Source organism: Novosphingobium sp. CECT 9465, assembly GCF_920987055.1.
In the GTDB taxonomy this organism is placed as follows: domain Bacteria; phylum Pseudomonadota; class Alphaproteobacteria; order Sphingomonadales; family Sphingomonadaceae; genus Novosphingobium.
Map to the genome: position 1 here is coordinate 196,783 of NZ_CAKLBX010000003.1, position 23,598 is coordinate 220,380.

Here is a 23,598-nt window from a genome sequence, read left to right on the forward strand (position 1 = left end):
CCGCTGGCTCAGTCGTCTGGATACCAGGCAAGCGCCGGCGGCGCCGGGTTCACCGCATCGAAGGCGGCGATCCGCGCATAGGTGATGAAGGTCGCAGGATCCCCGAGAGCGACATAAGCCCCATAGAATCGACCGCCTGCATGGACGAAATGGGCGTGGACGTCCTCACTCACCGCCTCGGTGACGAAGAATCCCGGCACGCCCTGGATGTGTGCGGGCGGCAGGACGCCGAGCATGTCGTCGAAGAATGCCTCGCTCACCCGCGACAGCGGGAAGCGGGCGAGCAGCGCCGCGCGCGAACGGGCCAGGAGGGCAGCTTCAGTCTCGGTCATTGGAGACACTTCCGGAGACGACGAAAGCCGGGATCGTCACTTCGGCGCGGTCGATCGCGCGCTTCAGATCGCGCAGCCGCGTGAAGCTGCGAATCCACGACGGCGGGAAGAGGACATATTCGTCTTCGCTCGCCGTGTAATCGCGCATCGGGCTCGCCCCGTCGAAGAGAATGATCTCGGGAAGGAAGGCGCCAAGGCAGCCGCCCGACCAGCGGCGAAACGGCAGGCCGTGCTCGGCGCAGAAGTTATCAATGTCGGGGATCTGCCCGCCATTGAGCTCGGTGCCGTAGAGTTCGAGCGGCTCGCCTTCGGGCAGCACGGCGGGATCGAAGGGTTCGCCGTCCCACTCGGTGCGCAGGTCATAGTCCGCGGCGTGGCCGGCGAAGGTGGCGAGATGTTCGCGCGGCAACTCGCCGCCGATGGTGATGTGGACAGGGGCACGGTCGCCCATGGGCAAGGTCCTTTCGCTTGGGTCTGATCCGACCCGCGAACCCCTCCTCCCCTCAGCCTGTTTTCACTCCGGGGCGCCCCGCGCCCCAGCGCTCGGCTGTGCGATCGACATCGAGTTTGCTGGGACAGGTCTGGCACAGCGCGAAAGCCTCGGCGGGCGTACCTGAAAGCCACTGCTCCCAGCTCTCCCGCGCGAGGACGACGGGCATGCGGTCGTGTACTTCGGCCATTTGCGGACAGCCATCGACCATGACCATCGAATAGGCCTCGCCCCATACCTCGGTCGGCCGCCACAGGCCTGCGACCGCGAAGAGGTCATCGCCGGCGAGCGAATACCAGGTGCGGGTCATCTGGCCCTTGATCCCCTCGGCCTCTGCCCAGGCGGTGACCGGGATCAGGCAGCGACGGCGCTCGAAGCTCGGCCGCCAGAACCCGCTGCCGAGCTTGTCCTCGCGGGCGTTGTTGACGGGCTTGGGCCTCAGCGGCTGTCTGTTCTTGCCCTTGAGCGCCAAGGGAAACCCCCAGGTCATCACGCGCGCCGCGCCCTCGGCGACGACGAGGCCAGGATAGCCGGGATAGACTTCGGCAGCGAAATTGACGCCCTCACCTCCGCGCGCGCCGAACAGCCGGGCGATTTCTGCAGGGGCCTTGGTCATACGGTACAAGTTGCACATGGGCTGATGGTCTTCGGACCACCCTTCCCTGTCAATCGCGACCGGGAGCAGCACCGATGATCTTGCAAATATGTTCCTTCTATGTTCTTATGAGCAAATGGAACGGATTGATACGTCTGCTGTCGCCCATGCGATCTTGGACGCCCCGGGGTGGGCGCGGGTCGGTATCACTGCCCCAAGCTCGTGCCTGCGCGAGGATGCGGCGCTCGAACTCGCGCGCGTGATTGCCGATGCGGTCGGTGCGCCGGCAAGCGCGCCTTCGCCCGAGCAGTCCTCGCTGCCACTCTGATCTCGCGGGGCCTCAGCGGGCCGAGCGCGCGAGCAGCCTTTCGACCTGAGGATCAAGCGGGAAACCAAGACGCCTGGCGATCTCGGCAGCGTGTTCGAAGTCGTCAACGCTGACGTGGAGCGAGCGGGCGAGATCGGCCAGCGTCTCGCCGTCACGCGGTGCGGACAGGGCATGGAGCTTTCCTTGCGCCGTCGTGACCGCAAATGGCCAGGTCATGGCGGCGCCGACCACGGTTTCGGCCAGCACAATGAGCGTGTCGCCGGTTTGAATAGTCTCGTCGCACTGCGTGGCATCATAGGCATTGCCGGTGCTGGCAAAGGCATGATGGCGCCGTGTGGTGAAAGCGAAGCGTTCGCTCATCGTCAGCATGTGTGGTCTCCGGAATTTTCCAGGCAAATGAAGAGGCGGAACGCCGGGCGGGGGGCAGTGCCGACGTTCCGCCTCAGGCCGCGCGGGGGGCTCATCCGCGGCCTATGCGAGGACGGCGGGGATCCGCAGCAGCGGCCCCCGCCGGTTGGAGTTGGAGGTGCCGATCAGGCGTCGACGAGGGGCGGCAGCGCGCCGTCGTGTTCGGCGCCGTCCTTGGCGTTGGCGCGGCCGCGCTTGGCGGGCGGGGTCGCGGTGCTGTCACCCAGGCCATCGCCGGCCTGCTCGGTGCCGCGCTCGTCGCCACCGGTGTCGTCAGCCGGGAACATGTCGCTCTCGCCGTATTCGCTCGAGCCGAGCTGGCTGTTGCGGCGACGCGGACGCTGCCAGGCGACCGCCATGGTGCCGTCTTCGCGGGGGAAAGCGGCGATGTAGAGCGGCTGCGCCATCGACGGATCGTCGATCTTGCCCTGGTAGAAGCTCTCGCCGGTCGAGTTCGAGGAGAGTTCGAAGAGCGCGCCGACGATCACCCAGCGGCGCTGGTCGTTGAGCGCGACGATTTCGAACTTGGGCGCGCGCGGATTGCTGGAGCTCACCGGCCGCAGGCCGATGGTGCGCGTGATGGTGAGCGTTTCGACAGAGCCGATCAGCTGGCCGTTGGCGTTCTTGCGGATTTCACCAATGTTCATGGACGTTCTCCTGGTAGGATTGATTGCGACCGAACCCCTTGTCCGATCACTCCTTTCCCACCCCCCTTCCCTCCCGGCCATGAGGCCGAAGCTGCGGGCACTGCCCGCAGGGTTGTCCAGGACCGCTCAAGCGGTGCTTTCTGATGGTCTCGAGCGACCGAGTTTGCTGGCGTTAGCAATCAGGCTGTAAGTCGGTGAGGCGGCCGTTTGCTCAGCTTGGTGGCGCATCTGCTTGGGGAGCAGATGGTCGTGGGTGGTCCGTCAGACTGGCCGGAAACAGCAGGCTGTAGTCGTATGAATGGAATAGGGGACTTTCGGATGCGCCCGTGGCAGCTTCCGGGAGCGAGCCTTTATCGCCCTTCAACGGCCCAAATTTGCTGTCTTAGGGGTGGACGGTCAACTCGCAGTCCATCCGCTTGTGATGGGCCACTCTGCCTATACCGCTGACAACTGCGCCGCCCAGATCTCCATCATGCACAAGCCGACTGGATTAAACCTCACGCTATTGATGGAAACTGTCGATTGCCGTCACTTAAGCGGGAGGTCATACACTCTTCAATTGCACCCTTCTGACGCTTCACATTGAAGCCTCGTGATAAAACCTTGAGGATTTCCCGCTTGCTGGTTGAAACTGTCACTATCTCTGGTTTTCGCTGCTTCGGCCCTGATCCGCTTGAGATCCATATAGCTCCAGACATTACCGCCGTGGTTGGGCCCAACGCCTCGGGAAAAACCGCGCTACTACAAGCCTTGTCAAAGCTGTTCGGCGTCACCCGCGCGGAGCGCACCGTGCACCGCTCCGACTTTCATCTGGGCTCCGAGGATGATCCCGACGATCGGGAACCCAAGGAGCTCTTCATCGACGTCCTGATCGGCCTGCCAGAACTGAGCGATGGCACCGCGACGCCGGAGACCGTCGCGCCTGCCTTCCGGCGCATGCACATTGCGCAGACTGACGATGACCCGGTCTGCCGACTCCGCCTCGAAGCCCGATGGGAAGATGACGGCACGGTCGAAGGCGAGGTCTCCCAGGAATTGTTCTGGATCGAGACGCTTGACGCCGATCCGCCCGCCGACAAACGGCACCCGGTATCGGCGGCCGATCGGGGCCTGATCCAGCTCTACTACACACCTGCAAGCCGCGACGCGGCGGCACAGATTCGTGCGACGGCAGGGGCCCTGGCAGCGCGCCTGCTCCGCGCGATCGAATGGTCATCCGATACCGAGGAAGCGGTCACCGAGGCCAGCGAAACCCTGAACGAAGCGTTCGAGGGGGAAGCCGCGATCACGTCGATCGGCAAGGCCCTGCAGGAACGATGGGCGGGGCTTCACGATGACGTGGTCGACACCAAGCCGCGACTCAGTCTCGTCAGCCGGCGCTTCGAGGAAGTGGTGAGCCGTATCGCTGTCGTCTTCGACCAGGGGCCGGATGGCCACGAACGCGGGCTCGACGCGCTCAGTGACGGACAGCAATCGCTTTTCTATTTCGCGCTCGCGGCGGCGGTATTCGACCTTGAACGTGCTGTGGTCGCCGGAACGGTTGACGGGTTCCGTGACGACACCATGCGAATCCCGGCCCTGACGCTGTTTGCGCTGGAGGAACCGGAAAACCATCTCTCGCCTTACTTTCTAGCGCGGATTGTCCGGCAGATCCGCTCTTTGACGAAAGATGGCGGAGCGCAGGCGCTCATCACCAGCCATTCCCCGGCGGTTCTGAGCCGGGTCGATCCCCGCGAAGTGCGCTATTGTCGCTGTGATCCGAAAACGCGAATATCGACGGTCCAATCCATAACACTACCCAAGGGCGCGAGCGAGGAGGCCAAATTCGTTCGCGGCGCGATGCTTGCTTATCCCGAACTCTACTTCGCGCGGTTCGTGGTCCTCGTGGAGGGGGATTCGGAACGTATCGTGCTCCCTAAACTTGCCGAAGCGCTCAATCTGCTGGTCGATCCGGCCTTCGTCGCGATCGTGCCGCTGGGCGGTCGCCACGTTCAGCATTTCTGGCGGCTGCTGAAACAACTTGGCATCCCTTACGCCACCTTGCTGGACCTCGACCTTGGGCGAAAAGGCGGCGGCTTCGGTCGGATCAAGACGGCCATCGAAAAGCTGATCGAGCGGGGCGAGCAAAAGAACAAACTGCTCAAGACAACGAACGGGCTGCTCTCAGATGCCGAGTTCGCGAAGATGCATGAATGGAGCGATGCCCAGCATCTTCCCGGCTGGGTCGAATTCCTGCAAAAATATGGTGTCTATTTCTCCTCGCCGCTCGACCTTGACATGACAATGCTAAAGTCATTTCCCGCAGCTTATGAAGCCGGGATCCCGGCAGGCGGTGGCCCGAGGATGGCCAAGGACAAAGCCGCCGAGGCGGTGCTTGGAACGGCAGGACCGGGCCTGACTGTCTGGACCGGCACCTATGCAGGCTACGAAGATCTGTTCCCCGCCTATCGCTATCATTTCCTGACACAGAGCAAACCGGCAACCCACTTGGCCGCTCTCGTTCATATCAAGAGGAAGGATTTGATCGCCAGCATGCCGCCCGTTCTCAAGGCACTGCTCGAGCATGTCGCCAAATCGCTGCGGCGGGATTAACCATGGCAGTCCTGCTTCGGCGAGTACGTCCCGATGAATGGCAGCCTGTCGGCGTCGCCGCGCTGGAAGCGAACGCGCTCGTCGTCGTGCGATCCAGCGACAATCGCTCCGTCATCGCCGGTCCCGGTGCAGGCAAGACCGAACTCCTGGCGCAGCGGGCCGCCTATCTCCTCCAGACTGGACGCACCACGCCCGCGCCGCATCCTGGCGATCAGTTTCAAGCGGGATGCCGCCGTCAACCTCGCGGCACGGGTGGCGCAGCGCTGCCATCGCGATCATGCCGGCCGCTTGGACTCCATGACATTCGATGCCTTCGCCAAAGGACTGATCGATCGCTTCGGCCAGGTTCTCCCGGCTTGCTGGCGGCCCACACCCGACTATGAAATCATCTTTCCCGGGGAACGGGACTTTCGCGACTTTCTCCAGGTTCAACTAGGCTCGCCGCCTTCCAGTGTCGGCACTTATGCCGATCTCCAAGCCATCACCGTCAAAAACTTCGAACGACGGCATCTTGTCGGATCGCGCCTCCCGGTCAACGGCTGGAGCAGCCCTACGCCGGGGCAATGGGCGGCCGACCAATATTTGCAATCATCGCTGCATGGCTCGACCAATAGCCATCTGTCCTTCCCGATAATCGGGCGACTCGCCGAACTGCTCCTGCGCGTCAATCCGATGGCGCGTGAGGCCCTGCGGCTGACCTATTCGCATCTGTTCATGGACGAGTTTCAGGACACGACCCAGGTCCAATATGATCTGGTGCAGACCATCTTCATGGGAACCGACACCGTGATCACGGCAGTCGGCGACAACAAGCAGCAGATAATGCGCTGGGCGATGGCGATGGATGCCCCGTTCACCACTTTCGAAGCCGATTTCAAGGCGACGCGCACGCCGCTCTACAACAACTACCGCTCATCACCCGATCTTGTGCGCATACAGCATGTGCTGGCCCAAGCGCTCGATACGCAATCCGTCAAGCCCGTCGCCATGGCGGCTGGTTCGGTCACTGGCGAAAGCTGCGCGATCTGGGACTTCTCCTCGGCGCAAGCCGAAGCGACGCACCTCGCCGCCTTTGTTGAGGCAGAGATAAAACGCCACGGCCTGTCTCCTCGCGATTTCGTTCTGCTCGTCCGGCAGAAGGCGGGAGACTATGCAGCCGTGCTCAAGCCCGCCTTCGATGCCCAAGGGATTCCGCTTCGCAACGAGGCAGGCATGGTCGGGCAAGTCATGCTTCAGGAATTGCTCGCGGAGGAAGCTTCCGAACTGCTTCTGGAGATTCTGCGGCTTGCGGTCTGCAAGACAAGCGGCCGTTACTGGACGCTATGTCAGGAACGGCTTGGGTTTTTGCGCGGCGTCGCAACCGATGACGAGGCTGGCCAAGCCATGCTTGCACGCGAACTTGATGCCTTCGCACTTGGTCTGCAAGCCCGACACGCCCATCCCCCAGCGAGCAAGGCAAATGCACGTTCGCTGATTGGCGATATCATCTCCTTTGTCGGGCGCGATCGCCTAATCGCGGCTTGTCCAGCCTACCGGCAAGGCGGATGGCTCGATAAGGTACTCGACGCGGCGGCAGAGCATCTTCAATTGTCGGCGACCGGCGACTTGGATTGGGAAGCCTCGCTCGATGCTTATGAAGGCCTTCATGCGATTCCGCTGATGACGATCCACAAGAGCAAGGGCCTTGAATATCACAGCGTCATCTTCGTCGGGCTCGACGATGGTGCCTGGTGGAGTTTCGACAAGGACCAGATCGAGGCGACAGCGGGATTTTTCGTCGCATTCACGCGCGCCAAACAGCGCGTCCTCTTCACCTACACTGCTCACCGAGGGAACCGCAGCAAGATCGCCACCCTCTATAATTTGCTCCGGTCAGCGGGCATCCAGACCCATCAGATTGCCTGACGAAATGCGTCAGCCGCACGCCGCGCGGACGACCACCTTGTCAATATTCTGTTCTTTCGCGAAGCGCGTGGCCCGCTCGATCGCTTCTGACATACGCCAGTCGCAGCCTGCCGAGCCGCCAGTGTCACCTTTGGCGCTGTCGAAGAAATAGCCAAGTTCCATGCCACCGAAGCCTCGATGCACGATCACGGCGACATGGCGCTCGGCAGGGATTTCGTCCGTTGGCGAAAGATAGATAATCGTGGCCATCAACCCTACCCCTGGGCCATCAACACGCGGCCATTTATGTTAACTTGCACAAAGCCGCAATACCGGAACATATACCGAACGAAATCTCGACTCAATGTTCATTTCCCCTACTTTACGCCAGAAAGCGGCAAAACCCTCTGGCGCACATCTGGCATCCGGGTAATCATCGGACAGATGAGTGAGGACGATGATAATAGCGAAATAGCGATGGATGATTTCGCGCGACGTTTTTCCTTGCGCCCTGCGAAGTTGATGTGGTTTCTCGGTGCCGGCGTTTCAGCCGCCGCCGGAATCCTGACAGCTTGGGATATGATCTGTCGGTTCAAGAGAGAACTTTACATTACCCAGCGCAAGGTCTCTCCTCACGCTGTTGCCGACCTCTCTTCTCAGGCAATACTCGCAACTCTCGACGCCTTCCTTGCCGAATCCGACACATTGCCCAAACCGGGTGCGCCAGATGAATATTCGGCCCTGTTCGAGGCCACCTACCCGCAAGAACAGGATAGACGGACCTATATCGACCATATGATCCGCGGCATGAAGCCAACTCAGGGCCATCTGGCGCTGGCGGCCCTGCTTCGCGCCACGCATTCCAACATCGTGTGGACGACCAATTTCGACCATCTTCTTGCCGACGCTTGTGCACGCACCTTCGACACAACCGCAGCGTTGAATATGGCGTCGCTGGATGGGACGCGTCTGGCGGGAGAGTTCATCTCAGAACAACAGTGGCCGATCGAGATTAAGCTGCATGGCGACTTCCGATCGCGGCGCTTGAAGAACACTAGCGAGGAGCTTCGCCATCAGGATGCACATTTCCGCAGGCAACTCGTCGACGCATGCCGGCGCTTCGGTCTTATCGTTGCCGGCTATAGTGGCCGCGATTCCTCGGTGATGGATGCACTGGAAGAGGCGGTCGGCGAACCAGGCGCCTTTCCCAACGGCCTTTTCTGGATGCATCGCGGCGAGGCGGCTCCTTTCGAACGCGTCACCCAACTGATCGAGCGAGCGAGAGCTGCTGGTCTTGAAGCAGGTCTCGTCCGGATTGAGAATTTTGACGAGGCGATGATCGATTTGCTGCGGCTGCTGCCCGACATCGATACGTCCCATTTGCGAGCGGAAGGTCAGGTGCGGCGGCGCTTCTCATTCGCCCCGGTGCCCTTGGGCAAAAAATCCTGGCCAGTTCTGCGAATGAACGCGGTCAGCGTGACGCGTCCGGTCAATTGCCGCAAAATTGTCTGCGAGATCGGCGGTGGCATGGAGGTGCGTGAAGCTGTCGAGGCAGCCGAAGGAAAGCTGATCGTTGCCCGCACGCGCGCGGGCGTCCTCGGCTTCGGTAGCGATGATGAATTCCGAAGAGTTTTTAACCCCTTTGGCATCACCGAATTCGGCGTCGCGACATTCGAGGATCGCCGTCTGAGATACGACTCGCAGGAGCGAGGATTGCTGCGTCGCGCGCTCGTCGCGGCCATCGCGCGGACCCATGACATGGACGCGCGCGCCAGAGGCTCCGCCGACATATTGGCGCCGCGTGTGCCCGGCGACCCAGCCTGGCAGGATCTGCGCGATGTGATCGGCGGCCCGATAGTCGGCAACGTCCCACGCAAGCGCGATATCTCCTGGCGGGAAGGGATTGGTCTGCGGTTGGATTGGGCCAGTGATCAGCTCTGGCTACTGCTGGAACCCAGGATCATTTTCGACGGCGGCAGCGCAGAAACCAAGGCCATCACGGCCGATTTCGCACGGGAGCGGACTGCACGCCGCTATAATCAGATGCTCGACAAACTGATCAACTACTGGTCGCGTCGGTTCGCTGGCCAGAATCTGCGTGCCCTTGCCATCGGCGACGGTCTTGATGCGACTTTCGACGTCGATCGCCAGTCGGCTTTCTCCTGGGCAGCCAAGCCATGACCGGCCAGCTGCAGCATCATGTCAGGCTTCCCGAGCCTCAACTCCTGTTCCATCCGGATCGCCCAAGCGATCGGGACATCCATCCTTTGCGCGGTTTGGCACGGTTCGGGCCTTATTCAAGCATGTTCACGCCGTCACCGATCCGTGTAGCGACGTTGTCGCCTGCCGGGGAATCACAACGTCTCTTCGAGTTCCTTCGGGAACTTAATAAGCCTGCAAGGCCGCAGGAAAGAACCGATTATCTCCCGGATTGGGCTAGCTTCAACAGCGTCTTCCAGACGCGCCTCGCTCCTGCCGCAGGGCATTGCCGGCGAGAACTCGATGCACAGCTGGATGAGGAATTAAAGGACAGCGCCGCACCGGGCCTGTTGCTTGCCGAGCGGCTCATCCGCTCCATCCAGCTGCTCGACGCCAACCGCGCGGACTTTGACGTGCTTTTTATCTATCTGCCTGAACGCTGGTCTTCCGGCTTTTACGGAACTGATGATTTCGATCTGCACCATCAGCTCAAGGCTTTCACTGCCGCCCGGCAACTGCCCATCCAGATCGTTCGGGAAGACAGTGCGCTGTCCTATCGGTGCCGGGCGAGCGTCATGTGGCGTATAGGTCTTGCGCTTTACGCCAAGGCTGGCGGAGTTCCCTGGAAGCTGGCCGACGTGGATCCGGACACGGCCTATATCGGCATTTCCTATGCGCTCCGACCCGTCGGTTCAGAGCTTGCCCGTTTCGTGACCTGTTGCAGCCAGGTCTTTGATGCCGACGGCGCCGGTCTGGAATTCATCGCCTATGACACGGGAGATGTGAACGTGCAGCGGGAGAACCCTTTTCTCTCCCATACCGAGATGTTCCGGGTCATTACCCGTTCTCTGGACCTGTATCGTCGACGCCATGGTGGTCGACCGCCGACCCGCGTGATGATCCACAAGTCGACCGAGTTCAAGGAAGCCGAAATCGAAGGCTGTTTCGAGGCCTTGAAGCATATCGAGGCGGTCGATCTCATCCAGATTGTCGAGGACAACGGCTGGCAGGCAGCACGGTGGGAACAGGATCGCAACGATCCCGAGAAATCACAAGCTGATGGCTACCCGGTGAAGCGCGGGACGCTGCTCGGCCTCAGCGGCAAGGATGCACTGCTCTGGATGCACGGGGCTGTGGACGGCTTTGGGCGCCGTCCCTATTTTCAAGGAGGCAAGGGCACTCCGCGACCGTTGCGATTGGTACGACACGCTGGGCATGGATCGTGGGATGATACGGCGCGCGCAGCCCTCGCACTGTCGAAAATGAACTGGAACAACGATGGTCTTTATGACCCTCTGCCTGTCACAATGAGTTATGCGAAAACCTTGGCTCAAGTGATCAAACGAATGCCCGGGTTGGGCAGGGGTACTTATCAGTTCCGTTTTTTCATGTGAATGATCGTCAATCCGCTAGAGCCAAACGGTCAGTCAGCAAACTCCAATGTTGGTCGTTCAGTCTCCCCCACAGCCCGGTGAATTGAGGCCCGCATTCAGGATGTTCAGATGAAGCGCTGAATGTCGGCTCTGTCGACGATTAATGACCGGGTGACACCTCAGCGGCAAACGCCACGAAACTATGCTGCGTATCGGCCATCCTTCAGGCGACGGGCCATTCCGATACCGGTTAGGGCATCGAGTACGGGCCGGACCGTGGCGGCGCGTTTGCCCTTGAAGGCGCGGGCGACATCGTGGGGGCCGAGCGGGGTGGCGGATGCCGCGAGGATACCTTGCACGGCGCTGACCTGTTCGGGGAGCGAGGCGGGCCAGGGGATGATATTGTCCGGCAGCACGTTTGCCGCCTCGCCAAGGTCAAGTTTCTGGTTGACCGGCGCCGTGTAGTCTGGGGCCTGATATTCCGGGCGCAGCCAGCGGATCAGGCCCTTGGCCTCCTCTGCGGCGCGTTCCTTGTTGAACGCGACTAGCCGGGTGAGGATTTCCTCGTCGGAGATGTCAGCGGGCCAACCATAGGCCTGTGCCACAAGGGTATCTAGGCAATCGTGGTGCTGGCGGATCAGGGTGACGAGGCCCCGATCATGCATGTCGCGCTCGGTGTCGGATAGCGAACGTCCTTCGCGAAGCGCCTCGAGGACGTTGTAGAGCTTGGTAAGGGTCAGGTCGTCATGGCTCGCCAGCACCCGCTTGCGCAGCGCGTCGAGCGCTTCGGCTTCGGCGCGGATTTTGTCCTTGAGCGGCTCGGAGACATCGGCGGGGAATGGGAAGGGATCGAAGCAGCGCGATTTCACGTAAACCGGGTCATCGCCCATCCCCAGTCTGCCGCCACTCGCAATAGCCCAGGGCACGTGGAGACGGCTCGAAAGAACCCCAAGAGCATAGGCATCGTCGAGCGCGATGGTGGCGAGTTTGTTGTCCGGCAATATCGACATCGGAAGGAACTGGAACACCCGGTGTTTTGCCGTCTCGATGGTGGCGATGTAGCGGTTCAGGCCGCGCAATGCCCTACGAAGATCGGGGCGAGGTTTCCCGAACAACCACCACTTTTCAGCGTATTGCTGTGCGTCCGCTGTTTTACTTTTTGCAGCCTGCCCATCGCGCTGCGGGCGAACAACATTCGCAAGATGCTGATAGACAGCTGGATGCCGATCCCGCACTTCCGTCTCGGAAAGCCCATACAGATCGATCACCTTCACACCACGCGACCGTGATGCCAGATCGCGGCCATTGCGATAATCAAAAATCACCGCCTCGCCATCGCCAACCCCCGTTCGAATGTATGGTGGTTGCGCGATGGTGAATTGAACCTGCGACAAGGCCTCGGCTTGTTGTGCGGTGACTATGAAACCGTCGCCATGTAGTTTCACCCCGGGCGAACAAATGCCGTCGTTGGCCATGAGCGCCACCGTCGTCGTAACGTCCGCACCGGTTCGCAGATCACTGTTGATCGCGCCAACCTGTTCGGCGAAAGTGATCTGATCGGGCGCATTGCTCTCATCAATGACTGCCCAATGCTGCCCCGCCGCCTTGCCCTTCATCGCAACGGTCATGGCGATACGCACTGCGGCACCGTCCTTTTCATCTACCCACGGATGATTGGGAATGGCGAACAGCAGACTGACGCGATCCTTGGCGTCGAGATGCTTCGCGATCACCCTGCGGCTGAATACCTGGGTGATCGAATTGGTTGTGACGAAGCCGAAACGGCGGGTTCCCCCCTTGCGCACGGCAAGTGCTGCCTTGTCCCACCAGTGCATCACGAAGTCGGCACTTTCAGGAACATCGGTGGTGGCGAACAGTGCCTCAAAATAGCCATCGCCCAAACGGTCGCGCACGTCCTTCCCGCCAATGAATGGCGGGTTTCCGACGATGAAGTCCGCCTTAGGCCACGTCGCGGCGCGCGGCTTCACATAGCGACAGACCTCTGTCCGTGCGTCCTCATCGGGAACAGGCTTTCCGGTGACAGGATGCGGCTTCATCGTCTCGCCATCCCAGCGCGATACGGGCTTGCCATGTTCGTCCAACTCCAGCACGCGGCTGTCATAATCGATCAGGGCATCGCGATTCTCGATGGTGCGCACATCGCGCAGGATCGGTTCTGGCGGGGCGTGGGTCTTGCCGTTCACGCGGAAATGCCATTGCAGGTAGCCGATCCACAGCACCAGCTGCGCAATCGCGGCGGCGCGCGGGTTCAGCTCGATCCCAAGGAAGTTTTCAGGCGTGATGGTGTGACCGGTCAGCTCGGCGACGTATTGTTGATCGCCCAGTTCGACCAGCAGATCGACCACTTCGCCTTCCAGTTCCTTCATCCGCGCCATGGCGACGTAGAGGAAGTTGCCGGTGCCACAGGCGGGATCGAGAACCCGGGTCTGCGCAAGGCGGGCATGGAATGCTTCGACAAAAGCCTTGGCCTCGGCAGCCTTGCCTTCGCCGATGAGTTCGGAGGCGGCGACGCGGATGCCGTTCCAGTCGGCGCGCAGCGGCTCCATGATAGTCGGGCCGATCAGCCGCTCGACATAGGCGCGCGGGGTGTAGTGCGCGCCCAGCTTGGCGCGCTCTTTCGGGTTGAGCGCACGTTCGAGCAAGGTGCCGAAAATTGCGGGCTCGACCTCGGTCCAATCCTTGTCCGCCGCCTCGATAAGCACCTGCAGCTCTTCGCCGTCGAGCTCGGGCGCGCCGGTATCCTTGAACAGGTAGCCGTTGAAGCGTTTGACCTGCATGCGCAGTGCGGGCGCGAACTCGCCCTTGTCCATCGCCTTCCACAGGGCAGTGAGAGAATGGTGGAGCATCTGCGGGTTGCCAATGTGTTCGCGCAGCAGGGTCTTGAAGCTGTTTTCGGGCAGCAGTACCTTGGTGTCTTCCGCGAACATCGTGAATAGCACGCGCATCAAGAAGCCGCTGACGTTCTCGGCATTGTAGCCGCGTGCCTCAAGGCGGCGCGAAACCTTGGCGAGGAGATCGGCGATTTCGCGCGTGACCTTGGCTGACTGGATCGCGGGATCGAGCGCCTTGGGCTCGGTCCAGATCGCGCGGAGGCGTTTGCGGACATCTTCGTCGCGCAGGTCCTCAAGCATGATACGGTAGCGCGACCGGTCAGGGAATTGAGCATAAGCCTTCCCGGTGCCCGTGAAATCGGCATAGACCTCGATGCAATAGCCGATGTCGGCCACCAGCAGGAATGGCGGCCAACCATGCGCGACGGGGAGCGCCTTGGCATAACGTTCGGCTTGCCCCTTAGCCTGGACCATCGCCTTCGCCCAACCGGGCGTACCGCGTCGGGCGGTGCCGCGCTTGACCCGTACGCTCGCGGTCTGTCCAAAGATGTCAAGGTCGTCCTCACCCTTGCTAGCCGCGGCCCGGTCAGCCTCGCTACCCTGCTTGGCTTCGAGAATGAAGCAGTCGCGCTTGTAGCAATCGATCCGGCCGAAGCTCTCGGTACCATCGCCGTTGTCCTGGAAGACCCGGCGTTCGAACACGTAATCGTTGTGGGCATCGTCGGTGCGACTTCCCGAGGGCGCGTCAACGCCAAGAAGATGACACAGCCCATTGATGAAGCTTTGCGTATTGGCGAGTTCACTACCGCCAGTATCGCGCCAGTCGGCGATGAATTTATCAATTTCAGCGGGTTCCCTCATGCGTTTCACGGTAGCGCGCCGAGTTGGTTTGGCAAGCGAGGCTGGGCATACTTTGCTGAGGGAGAGTGTGCGGTGCGGCTACTTTTCGGGAACGCGGCCCAGGAGCTGCGAGATCAGCCGGTTGATCGGCTGCCGAAGCTGGTGAGGAGCAGCGATCCGATCTTCCTCAAGCTTGGTAGTAAGGTCGGCCGGGACCTCCGCATACTGCCCGGCGATCGCGACGAGTTCTTGCGCTGCGACAAGATCGCGCCAGACATTACCTCGCCAGAGCCGCACTTCGGGCTCTCGCTGAATCACCGGCGTCCCGAACACCGTGATGAAGTAGGTGTCGAGCCCGGAATCCCAGCCCACCGCAACCTCGAACAGGTCAGCACGGTACGGCAGCGGCATTAGCGAATACCGGCTCATCACGTCACCAATCGCTCGCGAGCATGATGGTGACGATGCGGAAGCTCTGCTCTGCATCCCACGGCGTTTCCGAACCCCACAAAAATGTCCCGTCGTTCGCATAGACGTCGACCTTCCAGAAGATCTTGTGCCCCTGGAATTCGACCACGCCAAAATCGCGCTCGCCATGCGGGTCGTTACCGGGTTCGATCGGGGTCTCGTTGATGAGTTTGCGAATGGCACGCTGGCCCAGCATCAGATTGAGCTGGCGGGTGCCGGGATCGTCCGCATCACCCGCGAGGATATCTGCAAGGGCACGGGTGAAAATAGTGCGCGAGGTGGGCAATGAACCTGCGCGGGCAGCGTCGTTGAGCCGGGCAATCTCGGCACTGTGGTCAACGGCAGGCGGCGTGGATTGAGCAAGCTGGGTCATGGGTTCTTCCTTTCAAAATTGATCCCCCGCCGACTGCCCCCTCCCCTCCGCTGTCAGGTTGACGGGGCCTGAGCGTTCACGCTACGTTCTTTCGGAAAGGATCTCTCCATGCCCGCTTCCAGCCACCTCGACCGTTTCGATCTCGACATCGTGCTTCGCGATGCCTCATGCGACATGAACCTGCAGCCGGTGCGACGGGCGATCGCGGCGCTATGCATCGGGGTCAGCGTGGACGATGCTTACCTGTCGGTGCGAGAATTGCGCGAAGCGGTGTCACTCGTGCATGAAAATGCGCCCGGCGGGCGTGCAAAGCTCGCCGGGATCCTCAGCACCCAGTGTGACGATTTCCAGCGGGCGATCTACTACTGCCTCGCTGGGCGCGGCGTGGTCGAGATGGCCGAGGCGATGGATTGGTTACTAACGCTCCTCAAGGCGCGCGGGCGCACCGCAGCCTGGCTCAGCCGCTCACGCGTTCGGCGCAAGGATCTGGTTTCGCCTTATGTCGCCGAAGCCCCGGACGGCCCGCTCGTGTCGGCCAGCCCCGATTTCGAATTGGGGCAATCGTGGTACGTCGAGCGGGGCCCTGAGCCTTACTGACCTTCAAGGGTCATCGTCATTGCAGGTGAGGACCCGCGAGACGGTGCGGCCCGGTGCCGCCTTGCTCGCCAGGACCACGCGGAACGGCTGCAGGGGATTGCCGGTCTTCACCACGGCGGTATCGCTCTGGACATGCTCGGCGACTTTGGTTGCAATCCGGTTGGCGTTTTCGATGCTGCAGAGGCGCGCGCGCTTGGACGAGCACGCAGGAGGGGCGGGTTCGGTCATGGCGCTGCTCACTTGATGCCGGGTCACGGCGCCGCCGATGGCGGAACGATCGTCCAGGCACGGCTCATCAGCTTGCTGATCTTCACGCCGACCCCATCGCCAACGCGGCGCAGGATGGTCTTCCTGCCCGACTGGACCACCCGAAAACTCCTTTCGCTGTGCCCATCGGTAAACGTCAGCGGCTCGGCGAGCACCAGCATGTCACCCGGCGCCGGCTTGCGGCGCGAAGTCAACGCGAGGCGCTGGCGGCAGTGCTCTCGCCACTGGGCGGCATATTCGTTGCCGGGTGGCCCCAGCAAGTCGAGGATCGAGGCCGGACAGTCATAGTTGTATGGCCCCATGGTTTCGCTCATGTCCTTGTAGCCGAACTCCTCTCCGCTCCGTGCGCCGGGATTCCACTTCACCAAACAGATGATGGCGAAAATCTCGCGCGGACTCTCGGAATCGTAGCTCTGGCAAGCTGCATAATAGGCGCCCGAGCGAACGGTCGACTTAAGGACCCGGAGGCCCGTCGCCCGCCCTTTCTCGGGGTCGGGCGGGTAGGTGCATTGATTGTCGAGATAGGCTTTTGGCGTGGCGAACGGAGCCATGCCGCCGCGAGACAAGAACAGCCAACCCATGGGCTTGTCTCCTAGACGAGCGCCTGTTGGCGCGGATTGATGGAAAGGCCGGTCTCGCGGACGACGAGCGCGCGGAAACTCTGCGGCGCGGCGAGCACGGCAATGTCACAGAAGTGGTTGCGGTCCCCGAGATAGTCCTGACGGCCCTTGCAGCGACGAAACATCACCTCCCGGCCAGGACGGATGCAGGGGATCGAGACCTGCACGTAGATCTCGTCGCCATGGAGCGTGATTTCGCCCGAAACCGCTGGACCGGCAAAATTGCCGCGCAGGTCGTACTGGTCGGGCTCCAGCCCAAGATGGCGCGCCGCCACCCGCAGCGCCGAGCGCGCTTCACGATGGAAGGCGCGCTTGGCTTCAGGATCATAACCGATCCCGCGGCGAGCAAGAGCGACGAGAGCCGGTTTCGACTTGAGTTCATCGATCTTGGCGAGGCACTGGCGGCGCAGTGGCACATCCTCGGCGAAGGTCACATCAGGTGCGTAGCCCAGCGCAATGCGTCCGACATGGCGGGCGAGCAAGATGGTCGCGGGATCGCGGGCCGGGTCGATCCCGGCATTACGCGCGTCCTGCATGGCATCGACGACGGCTTGGGTCGCGGTCGGAATGGTCGCCAGCGCGTCGGGCTGCAGGGCACGGCGATAGCGGAAGTCGAGATCGTAGTTCATCGGCGAAGTCTCCCTTTGCGCCCCCTGGCGCATCAGGCTCCCACCCCCTCCCCTTCCCGCTTCGCATGCGAGCGGGCTCGAGGAGCCGCACTCGCGTTGCCGTCAGGCCGCCTCCTTGAGCTCGCCGCCAAGGGCAGGGTCAAACTGGCGCAACCATTTGACCGCCTGTTCCGCCTTGGCCGCCGCGTGCAGGATCGCGGTCTTGTCGCCGCGCAGGATCTTCATCCAGTGATGGATGTAAGAGGCATGGCTATCGTGGACCTCGTTGGGGAGGCCATATTCAGCGCAGAGCGTTGCTTGGGTCAGGCTGGCCACGATTTCTTCGAAAGCGTAAGCGTCATCCCCAAACCGCTTGCCGAACTGGCGGTTCAGCCGCTTGGCACTCCCTGTGGCATGACCAAGCTCATGGTAGGGGTCGAGAAGTAAGCTTCGATCGAATGGAACGCTTGGCGGTGCGGCAGGGTCACGGTGTCGGTGCTGGGTGTGTAATGCGCGCTGTTGCCGCCATGAATCACGCGGATCGGGATCGCGTCGAGAAAGCCCTGAACCCCTGCCGAGAGTTCTCCGATCGCCTTGGGGTCGAGTGGCTCGGGATAGTAGTGCATGGGCAGGCCTTCGATCTGCGAGGCGTTGAAGACGTGGTTCCACTTCATGAAGCGGACGGTCTTTTCGGTCGTTTCACCGGTTTGGCGATCGGTGTCGGTCTTGCGGGCCGAGCTGTAGAACACGCTGAACGATCCGCTCTCGCCCTTGCGGACATGGGCGCCAAGTTCGGCAGCCTGCCTGAAAGTCATCCAGTAGGGGCTGGCGTAACCCTGGCTTTCGGCGACGGCCCAGAGGAAGAACGTGTTGATCCCCGAATAGGGAACCCCGTTGTGGCGGAGCGGCCGTGTGCTTGTCGATGTCCAGGGCTTGAGCCAGGGGGCGGTGCCAGCGGCGATTTTCTCAAGAATCAGGTCGGTGATGACCTGCGCGACGTCGGGTTTTGGATGGCGGGTCATTGCGCCGAGCCCTCCTGCGCGAGATCGAGCGAAAGGTCGGAAGCGGTGCTCGACCAGCTAAGACGCAGTGTCCGTCCGTGCGGGATGCGCCAGGCTACACGGTCGGCGAAGGCCATGCGGATGCCAGCAAGGATGGCAGCGTCCTCGCCTTCGAGGATGGCATGGGCGCGCACCGCAGCATCGTGGCGGAAGCGAGTTTCCTGGGTATCGTAGCTGTCCGCGTCGGAATCGTCCGAGGGCGAGAACACCGCATCGATGATGAGATCGGTGAGGTCGTCCGGGCCAAGCGCGGTGGTCCGCGTCAGTGCAATGCGCGCGCAGTCGGGATCGCCCCAGGAGTCAGGGTCGTCTAGAATCGCAAAATCGGTCTCGAGATCGAGCCGCCGGTCGTGCTGGTCGGTCAGTTCGATCGTGATCGCGTCGGGGCGCAGGGTGACCGCGTCGGCTTCGTCTGCGGGCGCGCCGCCATCGAAGGTGAAGCACTCCCCGGTGCGCACGAAGGCCGGGAGGGCATCGTACCAGCGATAGCCGATGAAATTGGTGATCGGCTCGTAGAAGGCACGCGGCTCAGGGCCGCCCAGACAGTGCATCTCGCCGCAGTTCGAGCGCCGCAAAGCGCGGCCGAAGGTGACCGCATCGAAGGAGTCGGTGTCATCGTAGATCGCCGCGCCAGGCTCGAGGTCGGCAAACCGCGGCACCTCGCGGTAGCTGTCGCGGGCGAGCGTCGGGTACCACAGCGGTAATTGCCGCGCCGCCTGCGGGAAGTCGTCGTGATACAAGCTCGCTTCGATCCAGTTCTCGAAGCTCAGGCGGTGGAACGGTTCCTCGCGGATGACCAAAAAGATTGCCTCGCGGCAGAGTGCCACGAGCCGGTCGAGCGCGGCGTTGCGGTAGATTTCCTTGCGGGCGGGCAGCACCAAGACGAGATCGGGCGCGTCGATGACGTCGACCTGCACGGACCACTGGGTGTGATGGACTTCCTTTACGACCGGGAAGGCGTGTTTGAGGGTCACGCCGTGGAAGTTGAGCGTCGCCACGTGCGGCGAGTGCCGGTCGCGGAACACGCCGATCCGGAACCCCTCCCGCTCGATGACCTTGTGCGCGTCGGCGAGGAAATCGGCGCGGGCGAGGTCCTTGCCATTGTAACTGACCGAGAGCGGCAGGAACCGGGCGGCTGCCTCGACGCAGCGTTCGAGCTTGCCGTCAGGCTGCGGATCGAACCGGAAGGCGATTGTCGTGCCGCGCGGCCCGTCGAAGGGCAGCACATCGATGTCGGCCTCGCCGGTCCAGGCATCGCCCGTGATCGCCAGCGAGAACGCGCCGTCCGCGCTCCGCGAACTGACCACGGTGTCGCGGCCAGCAAGGCTGAAGAAGCCCATGCCTGCCGGGTCTTCGCGGGCACGGCACTCGTCGGGCCAATCGGATGCCCCGAGCGAGAGGAGGTCGACCGAGTCGGCGATCCCGGCGCCGTCATCGCTCACCGTGATGAGGCATGCGTCCGCCGTGTGATCGGCGGTGACGGTGATGCGGCCCGCGCCTGCGCGGCGGGCATTCTGGAAGAGTTCGTTGAAGATGTCGTCGAGGGTCCCGTTGAAGATCCGGGTGACCTTCGAGATCGCCTCGGGGGAGACCCGGGCGCGCAGCTTGGTGATCATGGTCATGAGGTGGTTCCTGGATGGACCGGCACGCTGCCGCAGATCGCAACGGATGCGCGGGCAGCGTGCCGGCAAGGCTGGTCAGGCGTCGACGGTCTCGTCGGCTTGGGCGTCCTGTTCTTCGGCAGGTTCGAGGTCGCCCGCATCGCTGTCTGGTTCGTGCTCGACCGGCGCTTCGTCATCAGGCTCGCTCGCGGCGAGCACTCGGAAGCGCATGGCCTCGGGCACCCAGGCGAGAGCGGCTTCCTTGACCTCGGGAGCGACGATGGTTTCGCCCGCGAACAGCTTCTCGCAGGATGCCGAGAGGTCACCCTTCTTCGATCCCATGAAGCTCGCCGCCATGGTCGGGCCGCCGACTTCGGTCACGTGCGCGAGCAGCGCCTGCTTGCTCACGCGGTCGAAGTAATTGGCTGAGGTAGGACGCCAGTGGCTGGCGACATTGATTCCCATCAGCGCGGCAAGATGATCGTGAAGATCGATCGGCTCGGGGCCGGACTGACCGGCTTTCTTGTCGATCCCCATGCTGGCTTCCAGCGTCTTGGCCATGCACCAGGCTAGCCAGCTGGCCTTGGCATCATCGTCGAGCGCACTGAACGCCGAGAACCGGTCGACCGTGCGGTGATGTTCGGTCCACGACAGGTCGAGCGTCTCGCGCATATCGGCCATCAGCGTATGCGCAGGATTTTCCGGATAGTTGGCGAGGTAGAGTGAGGGTGATGGCGCGCGGATCGTCGTGCCGAGAGCCTGTGCGCTATAAAGTGCGCGGGAGTCGGCAATCGCGAAGATCAGGTAGTCGAGCGCGATGGCCGGGTTCGATGCAAGGTTGATCGCCAGGATGTCGCGGCGCTGCACGGCGAGCTCCTCGACCAGCTTCTGCGATAGCGGCTTGGGCGCCGAAGCGGCGCTGCCCCCCTCCCCTGCTCCGCTGGCACCCTCGCCCGCGTCGGACCCGCGCCCCTTGCGCCGTTCGAGCGGTTTGTCGCTGTAGAGGCCGCTGGCGACGGCGGGCTGGCCATCGGCTCCGATGATGACGAAGCAGCCCAGATTGGCCTTCATTTCCTCGGGGATGACAGGCGGCTTGTCATGGAGCGCGTCATAGGCGTTGGTTGCGGCATCCCAGCGTGCCTGGAAATCGGCAGCGGCCGCTTCGTCGTCGTCGTCGAGCGCTTCACTTTCCGCTTCGAGCGACGAAATCGTCTCGAGCAGGCGATCGGCTTCAGCTTGCTCATCCTCCGAAAGCGGAGCGGGCTCGAGATGGACCTGATGGAGATCTTCGGTAGCGCTGTAGGTGATGCGCGTCTCAAGGATCGGACGGACCCAGGCATAACCGGAGGTCGCGGCAACTTCGGTTGCGAAGGCCTGGAGCTTCTCGCCGGCGATACGCTGCGCAATCTCTGCGTCGATCCAGGTCTCGCCGCCGTCCTCGGTGAAGAGGTCGCGCTCGATCTTGCCGCCTGCGGCGAGGTATTCGGCTTCGCTCGCGAGCTGGGCCATTGGCGAGGACGAACGGATCGCGCTGTGGGTGATCATCCGGCGGATGGAATCGGGCTGGTTGCCCTGCCAGCTATTCGACAGTTCGTTCCAGACCATCATCTGGCGATCATGATTGGGCGTCGTCGCGTAGGCCTTGGCGACGTCAAGGGTGATCTTGCCCTCTTCGAGCGCCGCAAAGATCGGATCGGCAAGGTCGGCAAGCCGCAAGCGGCCTTCGATGAACCGGCGGGTGCGGCCGAACCGCTTGGCGATCGCATCGAGGTCGCTGCCCTCGTTGACGAAGTGCTTGTAAGCGCGGATCTCGTCGGTCGGCGTCATGTCGAGCCGGATGACGTTCTCGATGAGTGATAGCTCGGACTGTTCAGCCGCGTCGATGTCGAGAACGCGGCAGGTAACGGGGTAATCCTTGGCGAGCTTGCCAGCCTCGAGGAGAAAGTTGAGTGCGCGCAGCCGGCGACCACCGGCGGTCACGTCGAACATGCCACGCTTCTTGGCCGGCGCCACGATCAGGTTCTGGAGAAGGCCCTTTGCCTCGATGTTGGCGGCGAGTTCCTCGATGAAGAGGTTGCTGTCGTTCTTGCGCACATTGGCATCGGACAAGCGCAGCTTGCCGAGCGGGATCATCTCGATATCGTTCATGGGGGTGCTCCTGAAAGCCGGACTTGGCCGAGCCCTTCGGCTCGCCCCTTCCAGCCCCCCTCCCCTCACAGTTTCAGGGTTGTTCGGGTTCCCTGCGACAACTGCGGACGCAAAAGGCTTCTTGCTCGCTCCCGTGAGGCATAAATGCTGGATTTATGCCTCATGAAGAGGCAGCGAACGCGCCGCTTACAAGCAGTCTAACATCGCAATGGACTTTTAACACTAGTAATGTTAAATAGGATGCATGGTGTTAGAAAGAGTTCCTGAAGCGCGGTTGGAAGCGCTCGCGGATGCTGCTGAAGCATATGTTGAGGCCGCTTTCGGACAGCGGCTTGGCCTCGTGCCAGTGGCACCCACCAATCTACCGCACTTCATCCTCGACCGTTACGCGATCTGGCAAGGCTCGCTGGACGGCCGCGCACTGCTGCTTATGGCCCTCCGTGAGAACCTGCCGACCGGATCTGGCACCACCGCGCAGTACCTGAAGCACCGAGAGATGGTTCGCCACCAACTCGGGGGCGACCTGGTGCTTCTGCTGTTGGGCCGCGTGCCGAGCGCGATCCGCCGTCAGATGACGGAGCGCAAGATCGGCTTCATCGCGCCGGGCGCGCAGCTCTATGTCCCCGAAGCGTTCCTCGACCTGCGCGAGCGCGCACCTGCATTCGCGATAGTTCACGCCGAACAGATCAGCCCGACCACGCAATTTCTGCTGTTGGCAATCCTGCAGGGTCGCACCCTGGACGGCCTGAACCTGACCGAACTTGCAGACGAACTGCGTGTCTCGATCATGAGCATCAGCCGCACTCTGGATGAGCTGGAGGCGCTCCAGCTAGCGAAGGCACACCATGTCGGTCGGCAGCGCCGTCTGCACATGGCCCTTCGTGGCCGCGAGCTTTGGGACACGGTCCAGGCGCAGCTCCAGTCGCCGGTGCGCAAGGTTCGGGAGGTTTGCGCTCCGGATGGCGAAGAGATCGGTCCACTTGCCGGGACAACGGCACTTGCCCGCTACACCATGCTGGCTCCGCCGCGCGTCGAGACGCGGGCAGTTCTGGCTGCCAGCTGGAAGCACCTGCAGGCATCGCAGTCCTTGAGGCCCGCGACGGCATTCGATGACGAGCGCGTCGAGGTTCAGACATGGACCTACGACCCCCGAATTCTCGCCAGCAATGGCGTTGTCGATCGCCTCTCGCTGTACCTCAGCGTCAGGGACAACCCGGACGAACGCGTTGCGCAAGCGGCGGAAGAATTGTTGGAGACATTTACATGGTGATCGGGGTCGATCGCTTTCGGGCGCATTTTGCGGGCCACGAGCATC

At 62.3% G+C, this 23,598-nt stretch carries 23 protein-coding genes and 1 pseudogene; 8 read left to right on the forward strand and 16 right to left on the reverse strand.

Going from position 1 to position 23,598, the window contains the following annotated elements; all coding sequences use genetic code 11:
* Positions 1-8: 8 nt before the first annotated feature.
* From LUA85_RS20225 to LUA85_RS20235, 3 genes are read right to left on the reverse strand one after another with little or no spacing between them, the layout of a single operon-like run.
* Positions 9-332, reverse strand: coding sequence for a hypothetical protein (locus LUA85_RS20225; RefSeq protein ID WP_231472169.1), 324 nt, complete (start codon positions 330-332; stop codon positions 9-11).
* Positions 319-783 carry a hypothetical protein gene (locus tag LUA85_RS20230; RefSeq protein ID WP_231472170.1) on the reverse strand — a complete coding sequence of 155 codons (465 nt, stop codon included), beginning with the start codon at positions 781-783 and terminating at the stop codon, positions 319-321. The genes LUA85_RS20225 and LUA85_RS20230 overlap by 14 nt, the downstream gene beginning before the upstream one ends.
* A gap of 52 nt (positions 784-835) precedes the next feature.
* Complete coding sequence (locus LUA85_RS20235) at positions 836-1,456, reverse strand: SOS response-associated peptidase (RefSeq protein ID WP_231472171.1); 621 nt, start codon at positions 1,454-1,456, stop codon at positions 836-838.
* A 97-nt stretch (positions 1,457-1,553) separates the two neighbouring features.
* Here LUA85_RS20235 and LUA85_RS20240 point away from each other — a divergent pair, with 97 nt between their 5' ends.
* A complete protein-coding gene (locus LUA85_RS20240; RefSeq protein ID WP_231472172.1) occupies positions 1,554-1,745 on the forward strand; it encodes a DUF6771 family protein in 192 nt (63 codons plus the stop codon).
* Positions 1,746-1,757: 12 nt separating this feature from the next.
* On the opposite strand, the gene LUA85_RS20245 is transcribed toward LUA85_RS20240, so the two are convergent.
* Positions 1,758-2,114, reverse strand: coding sequence for a hypothetical protein (locus tag LUA85_RS20245; RefSeq protein ID WP_231472173.1), 357 nt, complete (start codon positions 2,112-2,114; stop codon positions 1,758-1,760).
* Between the two features lie 164 nt (positions 2,115-2,278).
* The gene (locus LUA85_RS20250; RefSeq protein ID WP_231472174.1) at positions 2,279-2,800 is read right to left on the reverse strand and encodes a DUF736 domain-containing protein; all 522 of its coding nucleotides are present in this window, start codon (positions 2,798-2,800) and stop codon (positions 2,279-2,281) included.
* A 618-nt stretch (positions 2,801-3,418) separates the two neighbouring features.
* On the opposite strand from LUA85_RS20250, the gene LUA85_RS20255 reads away from it, so the two are divergent.
* The 3 genes and pseudogenes from LUA85_RS20255 to LUA85_RS20265 all read left to right on the forward strand — a co-directional run bounded on the left by LUA85_RS20255 (position 3,419) and on the right by LUA85_RS20265 (position 7,297).
* On the forward strand, positions 3,419-5,392 hold the full coding sequence (locus LUA85_RS20255; protein WP_231472175.1) for an ATP-dependent endonuclease: 1,974 nt from the start codon (positions 3,419-3,421) through the stop codon (positions 5,390-5,392).
* A 2-nt stretch (positions 5,393-5,394) separates the two neighbouring features.
* Positions 5,395-5,535 (forward strand): annotated as a pseudogene (locus tag LUA85_RS20260) (hypothetical protein); the annotation flags it as partial.
* Positions 5,519-7,297: a UvrD-helicase domain-containing protein gene (locus LUA85_RS20265; RefSeq protein WP_231472176.1), complete on the forward strand. Its 1,779-nt coding sequence runs from the start codon at positions 5,519-5,521 to the stop codon at positions 7,295-7,297. The pseudogene LUA85_RS20260 and the gene LUA85_RS20265, both read left to right, overlap by 17 nt.
* Before the next feature lie 9 nt (positions 7,298-7,306).
* On the opposite strand, the gene LUA85_RS20270 is transcribed toward LUA85_RS20265, so the two are convergent.
* Positions 7,307-7,546 carry a hypothetical protein gene (locus LUA85_RS20270; protein ID WP_231472177.1) on the reverse strand — a complete coding sequence of 80 codons (240 nt, stop codon included), beginning with the start codon at positions 7,544-7,546 and terminating at the stop codon, positions 7,307-7,309.
* Positions 7,547-7,720: 174 nt separating this feature from the next.
* Between LUA85_RS20270 and LUA85_RS20275 the strand changes: the two genes are divergently transcribed.
* The gene (locus tag LUA85_RS20275; protein WP_231472178.1) at positions 7,721-9,457 is read left to right on the forward strand and encodes an SIR2 family protein; all 1,737 of its coding nucleotides are present in this window, start codon (positions 7,721-7,723) and stop codon (positions 9,455-9,457) included.
* On the forward strand, positions 9,454-10,869 hold the full coding sequence (locus LUA85_RS20280; RefSeq protein WP_231472179.1) for a nuclease PIN: 1,416 nt from the start codon (positions 9,454-9,456) through the stop codon (positions 10,867-10,869). The genes LUA85_RS20275 and LUA85_RS20280 overlap by 4 nt, the downstream gene beginning before the upstream one ends.
* 179 nt (positions 10,870-11,048) lie before the next feature.
* Here the strand turns inward: LUA85_RS20280 and LUA85_RS20285 are convergent, their stop codons facing one another.
* The 3 genes from LUA85_RS20285 to LUA85_RS20295 form a co-directional block, all read right to left on the reverse strand.
* The gene (locus LUA85_RS20285; protein ID WP_231472180.1) at positions 11,049-14,561 is read right to left on the reverse strand and encodes a DNA methyltransferase; all 3,513 of its coding nucleotides are present in this window, start codon (positions 14,559-14,561) and stop codon (positions 11,049-11,051) included.
* A 78-nt stretch (positions 14,562-14,639) separates the two neighbouring features.
* Positions 14,640-14,969: a hypothetical protein gene (locus LUA85_RS20290; RefSeq protein ID WP_231472181.1), complete on the reverse strand. Its 330-nt coding sequence runs from the start codon at positions 14,967-14,969 to the stop codon at positions 14,640-14,642.
* A gap of 4 nt (positions 14,970-14,973) precedes the next feature.
* Positions 14,974-15,381, reverse strand: a complete 408-nt coding sequence (locus tag LUA85_RS20295; RefSeq protein ID WP_231472182.1) for a DUF3768 domain-containing protein — start codon at positions 15,379-15,381, stop codon at positions 14,974-14,976.
* A 108-nt stretch (positions 15,382-15,489) separates the two neighbouring features.
* On the opposite strand from LUA85_RS20295, the gene LUA85_RS20300 reads away from it, so the two are divergent.
* On the forward strand, positions 15,490-15,978 hold the full coding sequence (locus LUA85_RS20300) for a hypothetical protein (protein ID WP_231472183.1): 489 nt from the start codon (positions 15,490-15,492) through the stop codon (positions 15,976-15,978).
* A gap of 3 nt (positions 15,979-15,981) precedes the next feature.
* Here the strand turns inward: LUA85_RS20300 and LUA85_RS20305 are convergent, their stop codons facing one another.
* The 7 genes from LUA85_RS20305 to LUA85_RS20330 all read right to left on the reverse strand — a co-directional run bounded on the left by LUA85_RS20305 (position 15,982) and on the right by LUA85_RS20330 (position 22,283).
* Entirely contained in the window at positions 15,982-16,206 is a 225-nt protein-coding gene (locus tag LUA85_RS20305; protein WP_231472184.1) for a hypothetical protein, read from the reverse strand.
* 23 nt (positions 16,207-16,229) lie between these two features.
* A complete protein-coding gene (locus LUA85_RS20310) occupies positions 16,230-16,826 on the reverse strand; it encodes a hypothetical protein (RefSeq protein WP_231472185.1) in 597 nt (198 codons plus the stop codon).
* A gap of 11 nt (positions 16,827-16,837) precedes the next feature.
* Positions 16,838-17,494 carry a hypothetical protein gene (locus LUA85_RS20315; protein ID WP_231472186.1) on the reverse strand — a complete coding sequence of 219 codons (657 nt, stop codon included), beginning with the start codon at positions 17,492-17,494 and terminating at the stop codon, positions 16,838-16,840.
* Positions 17,495-17,596: 102 nt separating this feature from the next.
* Positions 17,597-17,866 (reverse strand): zincin-like metallopeptidase domain-containing protein, encoded by a 270-nt coding sequence (locus tag LUA85_RS21555; protein ID WP_253073881.1) that lies wholly within the window; start codon positions 17,864-17,866, stop codon positions 17,597-17,599.
* Positions 17,863-18,495 carry an ArdC family protein gene (locus LUA85_RS20320; RefSeq protein WP_253073880.1) on the reverse strand — a complete coding sequence of 211 codons (633 nt, stop codon included), beginning with the start codon at positions 18,493-18,495 and terminating at the stop codon, positions 17,863-17,865. Before LUA85_RS20320 ends, LUA85_RS21555 begins: the two co-directional genes overlap by 4 nt.
* Positions 18,492-20,156 (reverse strand): ATP-binding protein, encoded by a 1,665-nt coding sequence (locus LUA85_RS20325; RefSeq protein WP_231472187.1) that lies wholly within the window; start codon positions 20,154-20,156, stop codon positions 18,492-18,494. The genes LUA85_RS20320 and LUA85_RS20325 overlap by 4 nt, the downstream gene beginning before the upstream one ends.
* Positions 20,157-20,231: 75 nt before the next feature.
* On the reverse strand, positions 20,232-22,283 hold the full coding sequence (locus tag LUA85_RS20330; RefSeq protein ID WP_231472188.1) for a ParB/RepB/Spo0J family partition protein: 2,052 nt from the start codon (positions 22,281-22,283) through the stop codon (positions 20,232-20,234).
* 346 nt (positions 22,284-22,629) lie between these two features.
* Between LUA85_RS20330 and LUA85_RS20335 the strand changes: the two genes are divergently transcribed.
* The gene (locus LUA85_RS20335; protein ID WP_231472189.1) at positions 22,630-23,553 is read left to right on the forward strand and encodes a hypothetical protein; all 924 of its coding nucleotides are present in this window, start codon (positions 22,630-22,632) and stop codon (positions 23,551-23,553) included.
* Positions 23,554-23,598: the final 45 nt, after the last annotated feature.